Genomic DNA, 18,129 nt, shown 5'->3' with positions numbered 1-18,129 from the left:
GTGGTCGGCAAAGGGTCGGTAAAGGGCCGGCAAAGGGCCGGCAAAGGGCCGGCAAAGGGCCGGCGGCCGCGGCAACGCTAGTCCACCAACGGAACCAAGAGGCGACCAAGCGCCTCCGAGATGGCCTCGGGCTCCTCGAGGATGACCATGTGGCCTGCGCCGTCCACCTCAGTCAGCCGGGCGGCCGGCCAGTGCTCCAAGATGACGTCCGACTGGCTGCGCGGGGTTACGATGTCGGCTGAACCCACGATGACCTCGCCTCGCAGGCGGGCCAGACGGTCGGCGGCAGCATACTCGGAGTGGTCGAGAAGGTCGTCAAAGAAGCCCGTGTAACTGGACAGCGGCGTGTCCATCAGCATGGCCACGTGGAACTGCAGCTTCTCCATCTGCGGAAAACCCGCCAGCAAAGCAGCAAACAGCGGCGCAACCCACTGCGCGACCTCAAAGCGGATGCGGTCCATCCGCCTCGGCAGCCGCATGCACGCGTTATACAAACTGCCCAGCGCCTTCGACTCGAGAATCTGCGCCACACCCTTCGCCGCAAAGCGGCGCATCGACGTCGCAATTAACAGCGCCGAGTCAACGCGCTGGTACACCTCGTCCGGCGCGCGGCGAATCACATTGAGCGCCACCATTCCGCCCAAAGAGTGCCCCACGACCACGAGCTTGCCACGGGAGGCGCGCTTGGAAAGGACAGCGAGGACGTCGTCAGCCGCGGCGTCCACCGTGCACTGCGCGGGGGTGACTTCGGTGGAAAGGCCGTGGCCGCGGATGTCGACAAGCAGGCAGCGTACCTCTGGGAAATGCCGGCGAATGTAGTCCACCTGGCTGTAGTAGGACTCCGCGGACAGGCAGTAGCCGTGGATGAACACCACAGTGATGTCCGCGTCCTGCGGGCCGACCTCGTACCACGCGATGTCCAGGCCATCGTTGCGCACGGTGCCCAAGGAATCGATTCCAGTCAGCCCGGGCTCGTCCGTGTGATTGTGCAAGGACTCGTAGATGAGGTGCTGTTCGTTGCGATGCGTCGGCCGCAAACGGCGCGCCCAACTGTGCGCAATCGTCCTTGCTCGAGCCCTATAAATCATGACCTTCCCATAATAGCCGCACCTACTGATATGACCCTATTAGACTGGACCGCATGGCAAACGACCTCTCCGCGCAATTGCAAGCCCGCTTCAACCAGACTCCGCATAAGGAGGAGACCGCAGAAGACACCTACAGCGAAATCACCGCGCTGATTACCAAGGTCACCGGCAGCGCGGAAGGCTTGGAGCGCGACGCCAAGCTCGCCGACTTAGGCGTGGAATCGCTTGAGCGCATCGAGCTGGCCGTGCGAGCCGAGGAGCGCTTCAAGGTGCGCTTCGATGAGAAGACAATGCTAGGCATCGAAACCATCGGCCAAGTTGCCGAATACGTGGACAAGCACTTGGAGGAGCAGAAGTGATTTCTTACCTTTCCGATATGGACGGCGTCCTCATCAAAGAGGGCGAGATGATTCCCGGCGCGGACAAGTTCATCCAGTCCCTGTATGACAACGACATCGAGTTCATGGTCCTCACCAACAACTCCATGTCCACCCCGCGCGACCTATCCGCTCGCCTCAAAAACACGGGCCTCGACATCCCCGCGGAGCGCATTTGGACCTCCGCCACGGCCACTGCCGCTTTCCTCACCACCCAAGCGGGCGAGAGCAAGGCTTATGTGGTGGGCGAATCGGGCTTGACGACGTCCCTTCACGAGGCAGGGTGGGTTCTGACCGACAACGACCCAGACTTCGTGGTCTTGGGCGAAACCCGCACCTACTCTTTTGAGGCAATCACCACGGCCATCAACCTGATTCGCGGGGGCGCACGTTTTATCGCGACCAACCCGGACGTCACCGGCCCGGCCCCACAGGGCGTGCTGCCTGCCACGGGTGCCGTTGCCGCACTCATCACCGCGGCCACGAATCGCGAGCCTTATTACGTGGGTAAGCCCAACCCGGTCATGATGCGTTCGGCACTCAACCACATCGGTGCGCACTCGGAGAACACGGTCATGATTGGTGACCGCATGGACACCGATGTGAAGTCGGGTCTTGAGGCGGGCCTGCAGACCATCCTCGTGCGCACGGGCATCAGCGACGATGCCGAGATTCAGCGCTACCCCTACCGACCGAACCAGGTCATCGATTCGGTGGCCGAGTTGGCCGACCGCGTGACGCAGCCCTTCCCCAAGGCCGATTAAGCCACGTCAACGCGAGCGTTGAACCCGTATTCCCCTGCTAAGAGCTCGACTGCCCTTCCGAGGGCGGCGAGCTCTTCGTGCGTTCCGGTGAGCACCTGGCGGCAGCCGATGCCTACCGGGAGGGTGCCGGTGGCAGCGCGGGCGAGCTCGGCGTCGCCGGGCATGTCGCGGTACCACCGCGTGCACCATTGGGCGGTGAGCGGATCGTCGCCGGGGACGATGAATTCCGATTCTGTGGTGATGCAGCGCGCCATGGCACGCTCGATTGCCGGGCGCAGCGTGCGGGGCATTCCCGCAATTGTGAGCACGGCGGTGCGCACCTGTCCGACATTGCGGTGCGGCCAGGCGCTTGGCGACGTCGCGCAAGCGACGACTTCGTGAACGCGAGTATTCACGCCGATTCTCCTTCGACATGTTTAAAGCGCACTGAAGCTACCCCCGCGAGGGGGCAGCTGGAGCGCGCCAGACGAGCTTCGTCTTCCCCAACGAACTGTCTTCGCGTTTGGGCCGATTCTCCCCCGTCACATAAGTCCCATCAACCCTAAACAACCACTTCAACCCCCATTTGCTCAATCTCAACCAAAGGTTGAAAATTCACATGCAACACATTGGTTTACTTCAACCCCATGCGTTACAGAATCTGCTATAACTCACAATCCTTTGTCGCCCGAAAGTTTCGCCGCTATCGTTTAACCTCATGCGCCTCAACAAGCTCGTTGCCGCCGCGGGTGCGGCCACTCTTTCCCTCGCTGTACTCAGCCCGGTCGCCACGGCACAGTCCGTCTCAGGTTCTTCGCTGGACGAAGCTTTTGGCTTGTCCTCTCAGCTGGCTGACGTTCTCGGCCAGCTCACCAGCTCGACTGGCTCCACCGGCGTCGGCGGGACCAGTACCACTGAGTCCGTTAACGTTGCCGGCCAAGGAAACCGCTCTTACATCCTGCAGCTGCCGGAGGGCTTTGACCCCGCCAAGTCCTATGACTTGGTCTTCGGATTCGGCGGCATGGACCACGAAGCTCCGCGCGCACAGGAGATCATCCGCCTCTCGGAGGCAGCTAACGGCGAAGCCATCGTGGCCTACCCGCAGCCCACCTTCCAGAACGGCCACTTTGGCTGGGAGGGCCCCCGATACGGCGGCGCCCGCGGCAAGGACGTAGCCTTTGTGCGCGCGATTTCCGATTCCCTCCACGCTCGCTACAACATCGACAGCACCTACGCCACGGGCCTATCCAACGGTGGCGGAATGGCCATGAACTTGGCATGCCAAGCTCCGGACCTCGTTGATGCGGTAGCTGGAGTCGCAACCGCAAACTATGGCCCCATCTACACGGGCTGCTCTGGCTCGGTTCCGACTCTGTTCCTGCACGGAACTGAGGACACGACCGCTCCGTACTATGTTTCCGGCTCCAACCCGCACGGCGGCACCTATCTCTCCGTTCTCCAGGCGTTCCGCGCCGTGGGCGAACGCAACGGCTGCGATATCAACAGCAAGTCCATCGAGTCACGCGGAAGCTTCAACGCTGAGCAGATGCAAGGATGCGCTGCCGACACAGTGCTCTACACGGTTCCAGGCGGCGAGCACACGTGGTTCCCGAACAACCCGACTGCCACTCGTGAGGTTTGGGACTTCCTCAACTCCCACTAAGAAAGGGCACCGCTGCCTCTCCGCTAGGAGCTTATTCCTTTCCAAATCCCTGAATTGGACTCTGCCCACAAGGGCTTAGCCCAGCTGCCAAAATCGCGGTCAGTCAATGCGACCATGGCCCAGTCCCCGGCCACCCAGAGGTAGGTGCCAGACATGCCGAAGTGGCCGACGGCGTCGGCGGGCAGGGCGCCCATCCATTGTTCCTTCTTCGCGTGGATTTCAAAACCTAGGCCCCAGGAACAATCCTTGAAGCTGCCGTATCCGGGAACAATGCCTCGCAGCCCTGGGAACTGGACTGTGCGCATCTCAGCCACAGTGCTCGGATGCAGCAAACGCGGTTCAAGGACCTCTTGCGCAAAGACCGTGAGATCATCGACCGTGGAAATCAAGCCATGGCCCGCAGAGCCATTGAGAAAAGTAGCGTTCATTCCCAGCGGCTTGCACACCCCCTCGCTGAGATAGTCCGGAAACGCCATCCCTGTGGCTTCCTCTACCACTTGCGCAGCCCACTCATAACCAGCCGATGAGTAGATGCGCCGCTGCCCTACTGGGCGTTGCAGCTGCCGAGAATCAAAGGCCACCCCCGAAGCATGGGAGAGCAAGTGTCGAAGCGTCGACCCCTCAGGACCCGCTGCCTGATCCAGCTCGACTGCCCCCTCTTCGACCGCTAGCAGCACAGCATAAGCCGAGACCAGTTTCGTCACTGAAGCCACGGGAAACTGCCGCGAGGTATCGCCTAAGGATTCCACAACGCAATCGCCTTTAATCAGCGCTGCTGAAACTGTTTCTACCGGCCAGGCCTCGAGGTGCGATAACGAACTCATACTTTGCAACTTTACCCATCGAAAACGAAAGAGCCTCCCATTCTTTCCAGAATCGGACCAGAATTAGTTAGCTACGCCCGGCTGCTCCGTTTCCTCTCCAGCCTGGGTGTCCGTGGCTCCCGCGTCGTCGCTAGGCGTAGCCCCAGCCGTGTCTTGCGGGGTCGGGGCAGCCGGCGCCGTGCTCTCTTGGCCGCCTAGGGTGTCCTCCCGCATCCGGCGCTCGTCGCGATTCTTTTTCGAGTCATCAGAATTCTCGTCTGCCGCGGCTCCATCCGAATTCGCGTCATTCGGCTCACTGGATGGAGCGTAGGCATCGGCAGATTCCTCCGTTACGTTGTCTGCGCCTGGGTTTTCAGTGGCCGAGACCTCTGGTTCCGCGGTCGGGACGGGGGCGCTGGTGGTGGCCGGCGCTTTACGCTCCGTCCAGTAGGCGGGGTTGAGCCAGCCTGTACCGGCATCTTCGGGGTCCCACGACGCAAAGAGAAGCAACCCGGTAACCAAGAGACCCACCAAGAGGCTGGTGGTTGAAGAACGCACGCGTCCACCCAGGGTCCATAGCCTGCGGAACTTTCCCGAGGGAGCGTCCTGCCGCCAGATGCTGGTATGTGCGTCAGCGTCTTCTAAATCTGAATCAGCATCTGCGGTAGCGGGGCGGCCGGGCCCGTGGTCCTTAGATTCCACCGCATCGCTTTCCAGATGCGCGCTATCGCCCGCATTGCGAAAAGGCTTCGTGGCGTTGTTGCTAGCGCTTTCCGACGCCGCCATTGCCGCGGCAGCAGACTCCTCCGGGCCTTCTGCGCTCACCGGTTGCTGAGCAGACGGCTTCGCACCCCCAGGCGCATCAGTGTCTGGGGAGGCTGCGCCAGTGATCCTATCCATAGGAAATGGGACAGCCCCAGCGGCATCGGCTGGCAAATTGTAGTGATCCCAAAAAGCTGACAGCAGTGCCGAGCGAATAGCGCGTTCAACGGCCCACTGCCGCGAGGGGTTCACCTGCACCAGCACGCGGTACTTGACCTGCCACGGTTGGCCTGCCACGGTGGGTTCCACAATGCCCGTGGCGGAGAGGATTTCCAGATCGCCGGCGACGTCGTCCGCAATCGTGGGGTCTTGAATAGCTTGTTCCGAAATGGAACGGACCTGGGTGGTTATTTCTTCCAAGGTCTCACCCTCGTGGAGCGGCACAGCCAAATCCACGACGGCACGTGACCAGTCCTGCGAGTAGTTGGTCACTACCCCAGCGGAACCGTTGGGCACCATGACCACTTCGCCGGTAGGGGTACGCACCTTGGTTGTGCGCAGGGTCAATGCAACGACTGTGCCCTCGACTCCGGTAGCACCGTCGAAACTGACGTAATCTCCCACGCCGAATTGTTTCTCGGAGAGGATGAAAAAGCCCGCTAGGAAATCACCGATAATCTTCTGGGCACCGAAGCCCAAGGCAGCGGAAACCACAGTCGCAGGGATCGCAGCGCCCAGCGCAGGCACACCCAGGTTGGAAAGAGCGGCCAAAACCAACAAAAAATAGGCCACTGCTTGCAGCACGTAGACGAGAGCGCCGCCCAAGGCCAATCTGGCTTTGGTCGATTCTTCGCTTTCATCGAGCCTCGATTCGAGGACGCGAATGGCAAGCCGGCCCAAACGCGGGACCAACATGCCCAGCAGCAACAATGCTAAAAGGGGCAACACGTGGTCGATGCCAACCTGCCACAACCGAATGAAGAAGTAGCTAATCAGGTTCATGTATTCCACAGTAGCCAGCCCACCGCGTAAAAAGCTCGGCCTCGACGCTGGGAATGTCCTGGGAAATCAGCCTTGATTCCGTTCCTCATAGCGCTTAACGAGTCTTTCAACCAGCTCATCTGTCAGTTTCTCGTCGGCGAGAATCATGTCGAGCATATCTCGCTGCACTTTACTGCCATCAAGACTTAACTGCTGGCTTTCCTCGTCATAATTTTCGTAGGAATCGCCGCTGATATCCACACCAATTCCATCCAGGAAGCCATGACTTTCGGCCGCATCCGGAGTGGGATCCTGGTGCATTTCAGCGACGTCGTCAGCAAATGCCTCCATAAAGTCCGAGACATCCAAGGCCGCCTCCGTACGGCGCCTGCCGGCCCGCACCTGTTTCTCAATTCTGCGCTGCAGCGCTTTTTCCATCTGCTGGTGCCGCCACGCGCGCAGCTTTGTGGGCTCTAGACGACGCCCCACTGCCCGGCTTTTATCTTCAGCCTTACGGGCGAGCACCATGACCTGCGCGGCGGTGTCATTAAGCGGTGCCCACTCTTGGCGCGCGGGGACCCGCCATCCCGCCCAGATTCCCAGCATGGTAAGGACAAAGGATGCCACTGGGCCAACGAGCATGCCCCACGCCAGGCTATCGAGCGAATTGGCAACCAGCACCACGGCCGAACAAGCCACGGCGGGAATGACGGTGGGCTGATTGTCCCCGAAGACAGCAGGCTCGCGCCCCATACAGATGTCACGAATCATGGAACCGCCGGTGGCGGTGAACACACCCATCATGACGCAGGGAATAAGGGGCAGGCCGTAGGTCAGCGCTTTCACAGTTCCGGTTGCCGCCCACAGTGCGGAGACTATGGCATCCCCGTGAGATTGGAAATAGTCCCAAGTTCTACCTTTAAAGTAGAAGAATCGTGCAATCAGCGCGCCTGCGAACGCAAGGTAAAGGTACTCCGGCTGCGACATCGCAGCGACCGTCCCCCGATTGATGAGGACGTCGCGAATCATGCCGCCGCCCAAAGAGGAGAACATCGCAATGAAGAAAAAGCCCACAATGTCATAGCCGCGCTGGCGCGCAAGCGTGCCACCGATGATCCCCATCAATAACACGCCGCTGACATCAGACCAGTAGTACAGCGCCTCAATCAGCGGATCCACTTCAACATTCATGATTCCAGTCTATGAGCAGAGGCAGCCTACGGCGGAGAAGCCCCTAGTCTTTTTCCACCGGCTCATCGCGCTCGCGGGCGATGAGCCCGCCGAGCAACGCCATAAAGACAAATAGGCCGCCGGCAATACTGCCAGCGGCCTAGGGCAAAGAACTTGCAATTACATATCGAAGAAGACCCGCAGATCCTCTGCAATGGCATCCAGGCGGGCCGGATCCGGGGACTCCAAGTAGCACTTGAGCTTCGGCTCGGTGCCAGACGGGCGCACGATGACGCGGTCATCATCAACGGTGTAGAGCTTCATGCCTTGGGCAAACTTCTCTGCCTTTGCAATCTCCGAGCCCGCCAGTTGAGTCGGTGGGGTCGAGGTGATCTTTTCCATGCCGCGGGTAATCAGCGAAAGGTCTTCCACACGGAAGGTCAGCGGAGCGGTGGCCAGGCGGCCCACGGTGGAGTAAATCTCCGCGAGACGGTCCTGCAGGGTGATGCCTGCATCCTTGCACTCCGAGGCCAGGCTGGCCAGAACCACCGAGGTGGCCACGCCGTCTTTGTCGCGCACGGCCTGCGGGTCGGGGCAAAAGCCGATGGCTTCCTCGTAGCCAAAGCTCAAGTCATGGGTGCGGGCGATCCACTTAAAACCAGTGAGCGTTTCCTCATGCGGCAGGCCGTAGTGCGCGGCAATGCGGCCCAGCAGGCGCGAGGACACGAGCGAGTTTGCAAACGTTCCGCCCACGCCCCGGCGCGCCAGGTAGTCACCCAGCAGGGCGCCGGTCTCGTCACCGGTGAGCTGACGCCAGACGACGCCGCCTTCCGCACCGTGCGTCGGGATAGCGGCCGCACAACGGTCAGCATCCGGATCGTATGCGATGAGGATGTCTGCGCCGATCTTTTCCGCGTGTGCCTTGCCCAGGTCCAGAGCGCCGGGCTCTTCCGGGTTGGGGAACGAAACGGTTGGGAAATCCGGGTCCGGCTCGGCCTGTTCCGGTACGAGCGAAACCTCAAAGCCGACCTTCTCGAGCAGCGCGGTGCCTAGCTTTGCGCCCACGCCGTGCATGGCGGTCAAAGCGATCTTGGCGCTGGTGGACTGCCCCACCAGCTTCGCGGCGCGCTCGAGGTACTGCGCGCGGGTATCGACTTCCTCGATGTTGTCGGCGGAACGCGGCACCTCGTCGGCAGGCGGCGCCGCAGCAATCGCCGCTGAGATTTCTGCGTCCGCCGGGGAGACAAGCTGCACGCCGTTGGCATCGCCGGTGGCCACGCGGCCGCCCAGGTAAACCTTGTAGCCGTTATCGGCCGGCGGATTGTGGGAGGCTGTGACCATGATGCCGGCGTCGGCGCCGAGCTCGCGCACGCTATAAGCGGTCAGCGGCGTCGGGTTCTGCTTCGGCAGCACCAATGCGCGGCCGCCGGCAGCGGAGATGACCTCCGCAGCATCCTGGTAGAAATCGGCCGAGCCGTAGCGGGCATCGCAGCCGATGACCACGACTGGGTTTTCAACCTGCTGCTTTAGCCACGAAACCAAGCCATAGGTGGTACGGATGACCACTGCACGGTTCATGCGGGACTCGCCTGCCCCAACGGCGGCGCGCAGGCCGGCGGTACCGAAGGCCAGCGGGCCGGCGAAGGCGCCGGACAGCGCGGCTTCGTTGCCAGCCTCGATCCACCCCAGGACCTCGTCACGGGTTAACGGGTCTGGGTCATGTTCGGCCCACGTGCGAGCGTATTCGACAAGTGACATTGTTTCCTCGATTCAGCTTCTAAGCCACTAGTTTTCTAGGTCCGCCAGTACTACGGCGGAGGAAGACAGGCCGAGGCGGGTGGCGCCGGCGTCGATCATCGCCTGCGCGTCCGCGCCAGTACGGATGCCGCCGGAGGCCTTCACGCCGAGACGGCCGCCCACGGTATCTGCCATGAGCTTTACCGCATGCACGCTGGCGCCGCCGGCTGGGTGGAAACCGGTGGAGGTCTTAACGAAGTCAGCACCGGCAGCCTCGGCGGCGCGGCAGGCGGCGACAATCGCGTCGTCGGAAAGCGCGGCGGACTCGATGATGACCTTCAGGACCTTGCCCTGGCAGGCACTGCGCACGGTGCGAATCTCTTCCTCAAGTGCGTCGAAACGGCCCTCTAAGACCAGCGCGATGTTGATAACCATGTCGATTTCTTCGGCGCCGTTGTTCACAGCAAGGCCTGCCTCGGCGGCCTTGATCTCCGGCTTGACGGCGCCGGAGGGAAAGCCCACGACGGTTGCCACGTGTAGGCCCTCGGGAACCTCGACCGGCAGCTGGGACGGGGAAATGCACACGGAGTAAGTGCCCAGGCGATGGGCTTCCTCGATGAGTGCGGCGACGTCCTGCGCGGTGGCTTCCGGCTTGAGCAGGGTGTGGTCGATCATAGATGCGACGTTGGATGACATTTCTTCTCCTTTAAGCGAGTGTTTCGGAAGTGTCGACGGAATCCGCGCGAGACGCCGATCGCGCCTCGCGTGCTTCCTTGCGGGCCATAACGCGGTCAGCCACGACGTAGAGGACGGCGCCACATGCGCCAACGGCGGTCAGCACGCCGAGGGCGAGGTTGAAGCCATCGCTTACGTCAATGAGTTTTGCGGTGTATGCGATGCCGAGCGGGATGGCGATGTTGATGGTCAGGTTGTAGAAGCCGATGGCAATACCGGACTTCGCGGCCGGGATGTTTTGCAGCGCAGTGTTCACCAGCGGTGCATACATCAGCGCGAAGCCAGAGGCGAAGGTCACGATGGTCACGGCCAGCACAGCGACGTGCACCTGCACGAAGAGAGCAGCTACGGCCAAGGAGCCGACGATCATGACCAGCGCGGTGTAGATGGTCTGGCGGGAGTTCAGGACTTTGCCGATCTTGCCGGAGAAGACACCGACCAAGATGGCGCAGACGTAGCCCGGAATCATCAGCAGGCTGGCGCGGTCAATGCTCATGCCGTGCAGCTCGTTGGCCGCAAATGGCAGCAGGAAGATGTAGCCCAGCTGCGTGGAGTAGACGAAGAACACCAGAGTGATTGCCCACACGTAGCGGCCGTCGGTGAAAAACTCCGGGCGCACCACGGGCGCCTTAGCGGAGCGGATGTGCAGCGTAAATCCAATCACTGCCACGACGGCCAGGATGAACCACATCCAGTTGAACGCCTGCATGAACATGGTCAGCGCGGTGGCAAAGAGTCCCACCAGGAAGAGGCCGAGCACGTCCAGGTTTGCCTCGACGGCTTCGTCCTCGGGCACCATCTTGTGGATGGCGGGGATGCACAGCACGAGGATGAGCGGCACGAGGAACATCGCGGTCCACGAGATGTAGGTGGAGATAAAGCCGGAGGTCAGCGCGCCAATAAGCAGGCCGGCTTGGAAGGCGGCGGTGGAAAAGCCGAGGTAGGTCTTTTGGTCTGCTTCAGATAGGTGCTTGGTCACGTAGATGACGTACAGGGTTTCCGCAGCGGCCAGGCCGGTGGTCTGGATTAGGCGGGCGGCCAGCACGATGGGCCAGGAGCCCGAGCCCACGAAACCAATAACCGAGCCGACCGCCACGAACAGCACACCGGTGATCATGAGCTTGCGGATGGACACGGAGTCCGCCAGCGCCGCGTAGACCACGGCGCCGATGCCGATGATGACGCCGGCAAGGGATGCCTGCAGCGAGGCGGTGTTGTCATCAATGCCCAAGCCTTGTGCAATCGGCATGGTCATGGTCTTAAAACCATTATCCACCACGAGGGAGAAGACGAAGCAGAATAGCAACACCGGCACGGCTGCCTTGGGGTTGAGGGCTGCATCGACGCCGCGCTTTACGACGCCCGACGGCTTAGCGTTTGTAGCTTTTGACATGGCTTTTTAAGCCATCCTTCCTAGTCCAGGCCTGCCAGCGGCAGTGCGAGCTTCATCATGGTGTGGAATGCAGTCTGGCGTTCCTCGGCCGAAAGGTGGGTATCGGCAGCGATGTTGTCAGAGACGGTGAACAGACCGAGGGCGTTCACGCCGGCCTCAGCAGCGATGGCATAAAGCGCAGCGGATTCCATCTCGACGCCGAGCACGCCCATGTGTGCCCAGCGGTCATTGACGGTCTGGTCGAAGTTGTAGAAGACATCGGAGCTCAAGATATTGCCGACGTGGATGTGGGCATCCTGCTTTTCTGCTTCATCGACGAGTGCCTTGAGCAGCTTCCACGAAGCCGTCGGAGAGTACTGGCCCGGCAGGTTGTACTGGCTCAGGAAGTTGGAGTCGGTGGAAGCGGCGGAGGCGACGATGACATCGTGCAGGTCGATGTTTTCCTGCAATGCACCGATGGAGCCGACGCGGATCAGGTTCTTCACGCCGTAGTTATGGATGAGCTCCCAGGAGTAGATACCGATGGAAGGCATGCCCATGCCAGTGCCCATGACGGAAACGCGGTGGCCCTGGTAGGTGCCAGTGAATCCGAGAATATTGCGGACCTCGTTGAACTGGACAACATCTTCCAAGAAGGTATCGGCGATGAACTTTGCACGCAGTGGGTCACCTGGCAGCAGGATGGTCTCTGCGATTTCTGCACCCTTGGGGTTGATGTGCGGGGTGGCGATTTCGGTGGAAAATTCGGTTGCGTGTACGGCTTCAGACACGGTGAACTCCTATCAGAATGATAATGACTTTCAAGCATTAGCCTACCGCAGCGAGCACAAATGTCAATGGCGCTATTTACATTTGTTCACGATTATGTTACGGCTCACACTCCTGCCAGAACGCGCTGCGCCGTGTTGTGATCGATGACCAAATGCGTGGCCAATCCTTTCTCGAGTACCACCCGGATGGCGTCGGTCTTTTCCGACCCGCCGGCAACGAGGACGCGTGTCGGCCGCGCCGCCAGGGCGTCGAAAGTAATGCCCACCGTTCGCGCGTCCACCTCGGGCACGGCCACGCGGCCTTCAGCATCAAAGAAGCGGGAGCAGACATCCCCCACCGCCCGCTCCAAGATGAGCTGCGTTTCCTCCTCGCTGAGATAGCCCAGGTTCAGCGCCAAAGACTCGCGCGCGGCCGCGCCCACCGTGAACACCGCGACGTCGACGTGGGAGCCCATCTCCACGATGTGAGCGATGTGGCGATCTTTTTCCACCCATTGCTTCGTCTCGGCCGAATCGAAAATGACAGGCAGCGGCAGCATAAAGGTCTCCGCATTAAACGCGCGAGCAAAGCCCTGGAGGGTGGCGAAGTCTTTGGTGGAGCGTTGCGTGTGCGAGTGCCCGCCCTTTAGCTGCACCACCTTTGCCCCTTCGAGTGGCAGCTGGCGCAGGTGCTCCGCCACGGCGGACATGGTCTGACCCCAGGACACACCAACGCTGGAGCCATCGTGGACGAGCTCTTCTAGCAGTGCGGCACCGGCCGCGCCTAAGTCCTGCATGAGGTTGCCGCCGCGTGGGGTGGTGACCACGCGGGCGTCGGCAAGCGCGAAGCGCTCCTTTAGCTCACGCACTAGCTCATCGGAGTGCTCGCGCGGATCGTTGATGCTGATGACCACGAAGCCCTGGTCGTGCGCATGCTGCAAAAGCTTGGAGACCGTGGGGCGCGAAATACCCAGACACTTCGCTACCTCCGCCTGGGATAGGTGCGAGTTGTAGTACAGCTTGGCCACATCGAGGGCCTGACTATCGCGCGCGTCAATCATGATTCCATTCAAGCACGCCCGCTCAGAAACTTAATGCTAACGGCGTACACCCCTTTAAGGACTTGGGCGCCCAGGCATGCACACCTACATGGACCGTGTCTCGCAGTCACACGCCTTGCCCGATAGCGCCGGCGCTGCCCGTCAGCTAGAAGGCTGGGATACCAACGCCGATAACCCGGTCATAATCAACGGTTACTCGCAGGGTGGCGGCGCGGCTGCTGCCGCCGCCGGCTCTTGACGGCACGCTGTACTTCCTCTTCGAGTCCTTCGCTCTGCTGGGCCTAAGCAACTCCTACGACGAGGACCTCTACTCCCGCCTCAATGAGGAGGGCAAGATCCTGGCCGACCAGCACATCGGCTACGATGCCCCATCCATCCCGGTGGTCATCACCCACGGCCGCGGCGACGATGTCACTTTCATCCCGAACGACGCCGGCTCGCATGTAGCAGGCACCATCCCGCACATCAAGGAATCCCTGAAAGCAATTGAGTCCGCTTTGCAATAAGCCGGCAGCTTCAAGCCAGCTCGACCACAGAAACGCTTCCTAACATCACCCGTGGTCCGAAAGACCGCAACGATAGAAAGGATTTATCCTATGCGTTCCATGAACGCCCTGCGCCGCGCAACCATTGCCGCCGCACTTCCCGCAGTTGTATTCGCCGGTGCCGCCAACGCCACCGCCGCTGAGACCACAGCCGGAACCCCGGCTGCCGACGCCGCCGCAACAAACCCGGCTGCAGACACCGATGCCACTGGCACTGCTAACACCGCAGGCATCGACGCGGACACCCCGCTAAACCAGCTGTCCTCTGCCGACCCTGCTGCCCTCCTGCAGCTCGGCAGCTCCCTGCTCGGCGGCAACCGCCCGGACTTCTCTGAGCTCCTCGGTGGTAACACCGACGCCCAGGCACAGGCAGCCACTACCGACGGACAGGCCGACGCTGGCGACAACGCCGGTGAAAGCACCGACTCCAACAAGGAGAACCTGCCGACCGGTATCAACGCCTTGAAGCACGAGGCCGCACAGCTGGAGCAGGAAGCCGGTCACAAGCTGTTCGAGCTGAACGTCATCGATTCCACTCGCGTCCACGTTGGCTTCGCCGAAACCTACGACCTGCAAAAGGACGCCAAGGCTCTCACTGCACTGCAACAGACCGCCGAGACCAACGGCATCACCCTGACCGCCGACCGCTAAAGCGGCAGAAACGTCAGGCAAAGTACGAAAGCACTTCCTCTTCTTCAGATACCCACCCCGCGGCGCAGTAAAATCACTGCCGCCGCGGGGTGGTTTCAAATTCATCCACAATGCGGTTCACTACGAAGCAACGGTCCTCCCCCAGGAACGCAAGTAGCTGAGACACCGAATGCACTACGGAGAGTGACATTTTCGCCGCTAATCGCCCAAGGATAGCTTCGGCAATGCAGCATACAGCACGTCGCACTGCGGACATGTTGGCAACGAGTCTGCGTCTTGTGTGGGAACAAAATAGACTCCGCACAAGGAACGCATACCAGTCCCATCTATGATCTTGCTTGCTAAATGTTCACGGTGGGTGAAGTGTGCGACGGCTCCGAGCTCAACCTCCGCGAGGGTGCGCTTCACATCATGCGTTTCTAGCTCGGAAATGCGCTTGTCGAGACTCCCCGATTCTTCCATTTGGTGAAACTCGTCCCCAGCACGATCCCAGCCCTGTGCGGGCGGGTAGACCGAAGCTAATACACGAACGATGAGCTGCCAGTAGAGCTCCTCGCTGAAGTTGACTCCACGCTGCGGAAAGAACTCAACGATGACTTCATCTGTGGCGATGCGGTCCTCGCCCCGCACCAATTCCACGTACAACTCGATGGTAGCGAACCTACCCAATCGCGCTAGCGGATGGTTCACGTCAAAGCGCGTTGTCCCACCGCCGCGAATCTCCTGCAACGCAGCCAGCACCTCACGCTGGATATTGAGTTCCCACTCCGTACGAATATGCGCCGCCGTCTCCAACTTCAGCAAGCGTTTATCGTCTTCCGTCGGCAATAGCCGAGTAATAGTACCGTTGTGTTCCTCACGCGCCACAAATTTATAGAAATCGTCATTGTCCTCATGACCACCTTTTGCAAGTCCTGCAGCAACCAGCCAGCGCACTCCTGTTTTAGGATCGGTCCACACCCCGCCTCGCCACTGGGACTGCTTAATCTCTAGCAGACGAATGGAGACAGCACTCCCAATAGCTCCCACGTAGCTATCGGCGGCTGCGGTGTCGGTGAAGGATTCAGCGGTCTTCCTTACGATAGGATGTGCAAGCTCGCTTAACGGCAACAAATCTTCGTAACGCTCATCACCCACCGCACGCATGACGAACGATTCTTGCCATCCGTCCCTCAAGTCCTCTTTAAGCACTCGAAGCGTGGGACGCCCGCGTCTACTATGCATAGCCCTTTTCGTGCCGCAAAAACAAAACTAGAGCAAGTCCGCAATCGTCGCGTCTACTGCACGCGTGGTTTGCTGCTGGCGTGCCAGACGCTGTGCCAATTCAATACGATCCGAATCGCGCTGCTGCTCGAATAGAACGAGATCGACTAGACGGATGCGTCGATGCGTCCCCACCTTATAGTAGGGGATTTTTCCCTGATCAAGGAGGCGATTGAGGAATGTACGGCTCATGCCGAACTGCTTAGCTGCTTCATTCGGCGACAACGCAGCATCTTCTTCTGCACTCAGCAGATTGCCACCGTTACGAAGCACCTCTGCGATGTTCTGCATAAGAGTACGTACAACCGGCGATTCGCTCGCTTTCGCAAGCGCATCAAACTCCTCCAGCTGCTGAGGAGTCAGCTTTTCGTCCTGGAGAATACGCATGGTCAACCTCTGCTTCAACACAACATAGTGTGCAGCAATCTCACTACACTATCTGTCGTAAGTGACACTACCGGTAAGATGGGAAAGTGTAAAGCAGAGTGACGCGACACCCCACCACAACGATTTCGTTATCCGCAACCGCTTTGAGACGGCCTCCATCGCCGTCGATATCGCCATCTCCGTGGTCTTTATTGCAGGTTCCTTCCTCTTCTTGTTCAGCCTCACCAACGTAGGAACCGTCTTCTTCCTCCTGGACAGCCTCGCCATGGCCGCCCGCGCCGCCATCCGCTTACGCCGCCGCATGTACCTGCAAAAGATCGGCGCCGACCGCGATGACACGGACGAGGAAGGCTCCTACTACTAAGCCTTACTTACCCGCGGGCGCAGTAATGACCTGCGCCCCAAGGTCGCGAATCTGCGCGAGGAGCTCCGCTGGCGCGTCCGTGGTCGTGACCAGCTGATGCAGATCCTCGATATCGCCAAATCGAAACGTCGAGACGTGATTGAGCTTGCGCGGCGCCACGGCCAAGATGCGTCGCGTGGCCGCGCGCATCGCTGTGCGTTTATTCTCCGCATCGTCATACGTCGTCGTCGCCAGCCCGTGTTCCAGCGACGTCGAACACGCCCCAGCACCACCACGTCTGCGCGAAATTCCCGCAAGGCGCTCGCCACCGCGACGCTGGGCAACGCCAGCGTGTCCGGTTCGACCTCCCCACCCGGCACAAAGATATTCGCTCCCGGCTTCGTACCGAGTGCCGCCGCGGAATGCAGGCTCAGACACATCGCCGTAATGGGCCGGCCAGCCAGCCGCTGTGCAATGGCTTGCGCCGTCGTGCCGTTGTCAAAAATGACCGCGTCGTCATCGCCAATTAACTCCGATGCCGTCCGCGCAATCGCCGCCTTCGCCTCCGGGTCTTCTGCCTGCCGCACTCTGAAAGGCTTAGGCGTCCCGCGCCGCTCGACCCGGCGCGCCCCACCATGTGTGCTCACGAGCAACCCAAGCTATTCCAACTCAGCAAGGTCCCTGCGGATCGTTACCGCCGCCACTCCAGTGAGCTCCGCCAGGTTCCGGATGCGCGTTTCCCCCGGCCGATCGATCGCACGCATGATCACTTTATGTCGACTTTCGCGTTCCATGCGCCCATTCTTGAGCGTTTCATTGGACTTGGAGTCCATCGCCAGGGATATGTCTAGCGAATTGCTGGAAAAGGGAGTGGGCGGGTTGAACCAATCGTTGCCTAGGGCTCTTGCCAAAGACCCGCTACCACGAAACTGTGGTCACCCTATGGTTTTCTATCGTCGTTGGTATCGGGTGAGCCATGGCGGATTTGTTCCAGCTTGGCTTTGAGCTCGTCAGAGCCAGCGTCGATAAGCCGTTGAAACATCTGGGAGTTCTTTTCCTTTTTTCTGGCGTCTCGGGCTTCTTTGCGCTGCTCCTTTTCCCAAAAGCGTTGTGCCACGACGAGCCCATTGGGAAAACAACGAGAATGCATCGATGTGGCGTTTGACCAGATGATTGAATTTTCCGTTGGCTTAGCACGATTGAAAATGTCGCGGCCGACATCGACGGCCCACGAAAAGTCCGAATACTCAGCGAAATGATAATCCGTCAATCGTCCGAGTAGAGCACACGTCCAATCCGCGAGCTGCACGGTGTTGTAGAGATGGCTCTCAGTTTGGAGGGGTACTTCGATAATGCTTTTGTTTGTCGAATTGTTACGCGTGTAAATCGTGGCGCCCAAAGTCGCAACGGCGCGTTCGCGGTTATCCGTATCTGTTGCGTCCATGATGACAAGCATCTTCTCGTTACGATCGTGAGCAATCGTTCCTAGTCGGTTGATTGCTTGGATCAAGCAGTGGCTTTCCCGGTCCTGCGACGTCTCGTGGGTTTCGCTTACGGGACCGACCGGCTTCTGCTGTCCGTAAAAGAAGAGTTGTCCCTCGAGCTGCCCGAGTTTGCCATAGATGCGGCGCAGAGCCGGCACTATCTCGGCTCTTCCGGTTTTAGGGTGCATTGATTA

Annotated in this window: 21 protein-coding genes and 1 pseudogene; 7 read left to right on the top strand and 15 right to left on the bottom strand. The window is 60.3% G+C overall.

Annotated elements, in window-relative coordinates:
• Positions 1 to 77: 77 nt before the first annotated feature.
• Positions 78 to 1,037, bottom strand: a complete 960-nt coding sequence (locus HMPREF3153_RS04710) for an alpha/beta fold hydrolase (protein WP_371440899.1) — start codon at positions 1,035 to 1,037, stop codon at positions 78 to 80.
• A 104-nt stretch (positions 1,038 to 1,141) separates the two neighbouring features.
• Between HMPREF3153_RS04710 and HMPREF3153_RS04705 the strand changes: the two genes are divergently transcribed.
• The gene (locus HMPREF3153_RS04705) at positions 1,142 to 1,447 is read left to right on the top strand and encodes an acyl carrier protein (protein WP_049159308.1); all 306 of its coding nucleotides are present in this window, start codon (positions 1,142 to 1,144) and stop codon (positions 1,445 to 1,447) included.
• A complete protein-coding gene (locus tag HMPREF3153_RS04700; RefSeq protein ID WP_046646281.1) occupies positions 1,444 to 2,229 on the top strand; it encodes an HAD-IIA family hydrolase in 786 nt (261 codons plus the stop codon). Before HMPREF3153_RS04705 ends, HMPREF3153_RS04700 begins: the two co-directional genes overlap by 4 nt.
• On the opposite strand, the gene HMPREF3153_RS04695 is transcribed toward HMPREF3153_RS04700, so the two are convergent.
• Positions 2,226 to 2,624, bottom strand: a complete 399-nt coding sequence (locus tag HMPREF3153_RS04695; RefSeq protein WP_046646280.1) for a hypothetical protein — start codon at positions 2,622 to 2,624, stop codon at positions 2,226 to 2,228. The genes HMPREF3153_RS04700 and HMPREF3153_RS04695 overlap by 4 nt on opposite strands.
• A 302-nt stretch (positions 2,625 to 2,926) precedes the next feature.
• Between HMPREF3153_RS04695 and HMPREF3153_RS04690 the strand changes: the two genes are divergently transcribed.
• Positions 2,927 to 3,871 carry a CE1 family esterase gene (locus HMPREF3153_RS04690; protein WP_070420170.1) on the top strand — a complete coding sequence of 315 codons (945 nt, stop codon included), beginning with the start codon at positions 2,927 to 2,929 and terminating at the stop codon, positions 3,869 to 3,871.
• 23 nt (positions 3,872 to 3,894) lie between these two features.
• Here HMPREF3153_RS04690 and HMPREF3153_RS04685 read toward each other — a convergent pair whose 3' ends face one another.
• From HMPREF3153_RS04685 to HMPREF3153_RS04650, 8 genes are all read right to left on the bottom strand, one after another.
• A complete protein-coding gene (locus HMPREF3153_RS04685) occupies positions 3,895 to 4,695 on the bottom strand; it encodes a serine hydrolase domain-containing protein (RefSeq protein WP_070420169.1) in 801 nt (266 codons plus the stop codon).
• 63 nt (positions 4,696 to 4,758) lie between these two features.
• Positions 4,759 to 6,438 carry a mechanosensitive ion channel domain-containing protein gene (locus HMPREF3153_RS04680; protein ID WP_070420168.1) on the bottom strand — a complete coding sequence of 560 codons (1,680 nt, stop codon included), beginning with the start codon at positions 6,436 to 6,438 and terminating at the stop codon, positions 4,759 to 4,761.
• Between the two features lie 66 nt (positions 6,439 to 6,504).
• Positions 6,505 to 7,608 carry a trimeric intracellular cation channel family protein gene (locus HMPREF3153_RS04675; RefSeq protein ID WP_070420167.1) on the bottom strand — a complete coding sequence of 368 codons (1,104 nt, stop codon included), beginning with the start codon at positions 7,606 to 7,608 and terminating at the stop codon, positions 6,505 to 6,507.
• A 159-nt stretch (positions 7,609 to 7,767) separates the two neighbouring features.
• On the bottom strand, positions 7,768 to 9,345 hold the full coding sequence (locus HMPREF3153_RS04670) for a phospho-sugar mutase (RefSeq protein WP_070420166.1): 1,578 nt from the start codon (positions 9,343 to 9,345) through the stop codon (positions 7,768 to 7,770).
• A gap of 27 nt (positions 9,346 to 9,372) precedes the next feature.
• Positions 9,373 to 10,020, bottom strand: a complete 648-nt coding sequence (gene deoC, locus HMPREF3153_RS04665) for a deoxyribose-phosphate aldolase (protein WP_070420165.1) — start codon at positions 10,018 to 10,020, stop codon at positions 9,373 to 9,375.
• A 10-nt stretch (positions 10,021 to 10,030) separates the two neighbouring features.
• A complete protein-coding gene (locus HMPREF3153_RS04660) occupies positions 10,031 to 11,452 on the bottom strand; it encodes an MFS transporter (protein ID WP_070420164.1) in 1,422 nt (473 codons plus the stop codon).
• Positions 11,453 to 11,472: 20 nt separating this feature from the next.
• Positions 11,473 to 12,222 carry a purine-nucleoside phosphorylase gene (deoD, locus tag HMPREF3153_RS04655; RefSeq protein ID WP_046646271.1) on the bottom strand — a complete coding sequence of 250 codons (750 nt, stop codon included), beginning with the start codon at positions 12,220 to 12,222 and terminating at the stop codon, positions 11,473 to 11,475.
• A gap of 104 nt (positions 12,223 to 12,326) precedes the next feature.
• Positions 12,327 to 13,262, bottom strand: coding sequence for a sugar-binding transcriptional regulator (locus tag HMPREF3153_RS04650; RefSeq protein ID WP_070420163.1), 936 nt, complete (start codon positions 13,260 to 13,262; stop codon positions 12,327 to 12,329).
• 76 nt (positions 13,263 to 13,338) lie between these two features.
• On the opposite strand from HMPREF3153_RS04650, the gene HMPREF3153_RS13005 reads away from it, so the two are divergent.
• The 3 genes from HMPREF3153_RS13005 (at position 13,339) to HMPREF3153_RS04640 (ending at position 14,458) form a co-directional block, all read left to right on the top strand.
• On the top strand, positions 13,339 to 13,500 hold the full coding sequence (locus HMPREF3153_RS13005; RefSeq protein ID WP_246817164.1) for a lipase family protein: 162 nt from the start codon (positions 13,339 to 13,341) through the stop codon (positions 13,498 to 13,500).
• Positions 13,466 to 13,768 carry a hypothetical protein gene (locus HMPREF3153_RS04645; RefSeq protein ID WP_070420162.1) on the top strand — a complete coding sequence of 101 codons (303 nt, stop codon included), beginning with the start codon at positions 13,466 to 13,468 and terminating at the stop codon, positions 13,766 to 13,768. The genes HMPREF3153_RS13005 and HMPREF3153_RS04645 overlap by 35 nt, the downstream gene beginning before the upstream one ends.
• A 90-nt stretch (positions 13,769 to 13,858) precedes the next feature.
• Positions 13,859 to 14,458 carry a hypothetical protein gene (locus tag HMPREF3153_RS04640; RefSeq protein WP_070420161.1) on the top strand — a complete coding sequence of 200 codons (600 nt, stop codon included), beginning with the start codon at positions 13,859 to 13,861 and terminating at the stop codon, positions 14,456 to 14,458.
• A 198-nt stretch (positions 14,459 to 14,656) separates the two neighbouring features.
• Here HMPREF3153_RS04640 and HMPREF3153_RS04635 read toward each other — a convergent pair whose 3' ends face one another.
• Positions 14,657 to 15,604: a DUF3039 domain-containing protein gene (locus tag HMPREF3153_RS04635; RefSeq protein WP_070420160.1), complete on the bottom strand. Its 948-nt coding sequence runs from the start codon at positions 15,602 to 15,604 to the stop codon at positions 14,657 to 14,659.
• A 105-nt stretch (positions 15,605 to 15,709) separates the two neighbouring features.
• Entirely contained in the window at positions 15,710 to 16,108 is a 399-nt protein-coding gene (locus HMPREF3153_RS04630; RefSeq protein ID WP_070420159.1) for a helix-turn-helix domain-containing protein, read from the bottom strand.
• A 61-nt stretch (positions 16,109 to 16,169) separates the two neighbouring features.
• Here HMPREF3153_RS04630 and HMPREF3153_RS04625 point away from each other — a divergent pair, with 61 nt between their 5' ends.
• A complete protein-coding gene (locus HMPREF3153_RS04625) occupies positions 16,170 to 16,472 on the top strand; it encodes a YrhK family protein (RefSeq protein ID WP_070420158.1) in 303 nt (100 codons plus the stop codon).
• Between the two features lie 3 nt (positions 16,473 to 16,475).
• Here HMPREF3153_RS04625 and HMPREF3153_RS04620 read toward each other — a convergent pair.
• From HMPREF3153_RS04620 to HMPREF3153_RS04615, 3 genes and pseudogenes are all read right to left on the bottom strand, one after another.
• Positions 16,476 to 17,038: pseudogene (locus tag HMPREF3153_RS04620) on the bottom strand (DeoR/GlpR family DNA-binding transcription regulator).
• Positions 17,039 to 17,110: 72 nt separating this feature from the next.
• A complete protein-coding gene (locus HMPREF3153_RS13000) occupies positions 17,111 to 17,215 on the bottom strand; it encodes a DeoR family transcriptional regulator (RefSeq protein WP_246817165.1) in 105 nt (34 codons plus the stop codon).
• A gap of 176 nt (positions 17,216 to 17,391) precedes the next feature.
• A complete protein-coding gene (locus HMPREF3153_RS04615) occupies positions 17,392 to 18,093 on the bottom strand; it encodes a DUF3800 domain-containing protein (protein ID WP_246817163.1) in 702 nt (233 codons plus the stop codon).
• Positions 18,094 to 18,129 lie beyond the last annotated feature (36 nt).

The sequence above is a fragment of the Corynebacterium sp. HMSC06C06 genome, assembly GCF_001807295.1.
Taxonomy (GTDB): Bacteria; Actinomycetota; Actinomycetes; order Mycobacteriales; family Mycobacteriaceae; genus Corynebacterium; species Corynebacterium striatum.
This window is presented reverse-complemented; position numbering and strand designations above follow the sequence as displayed.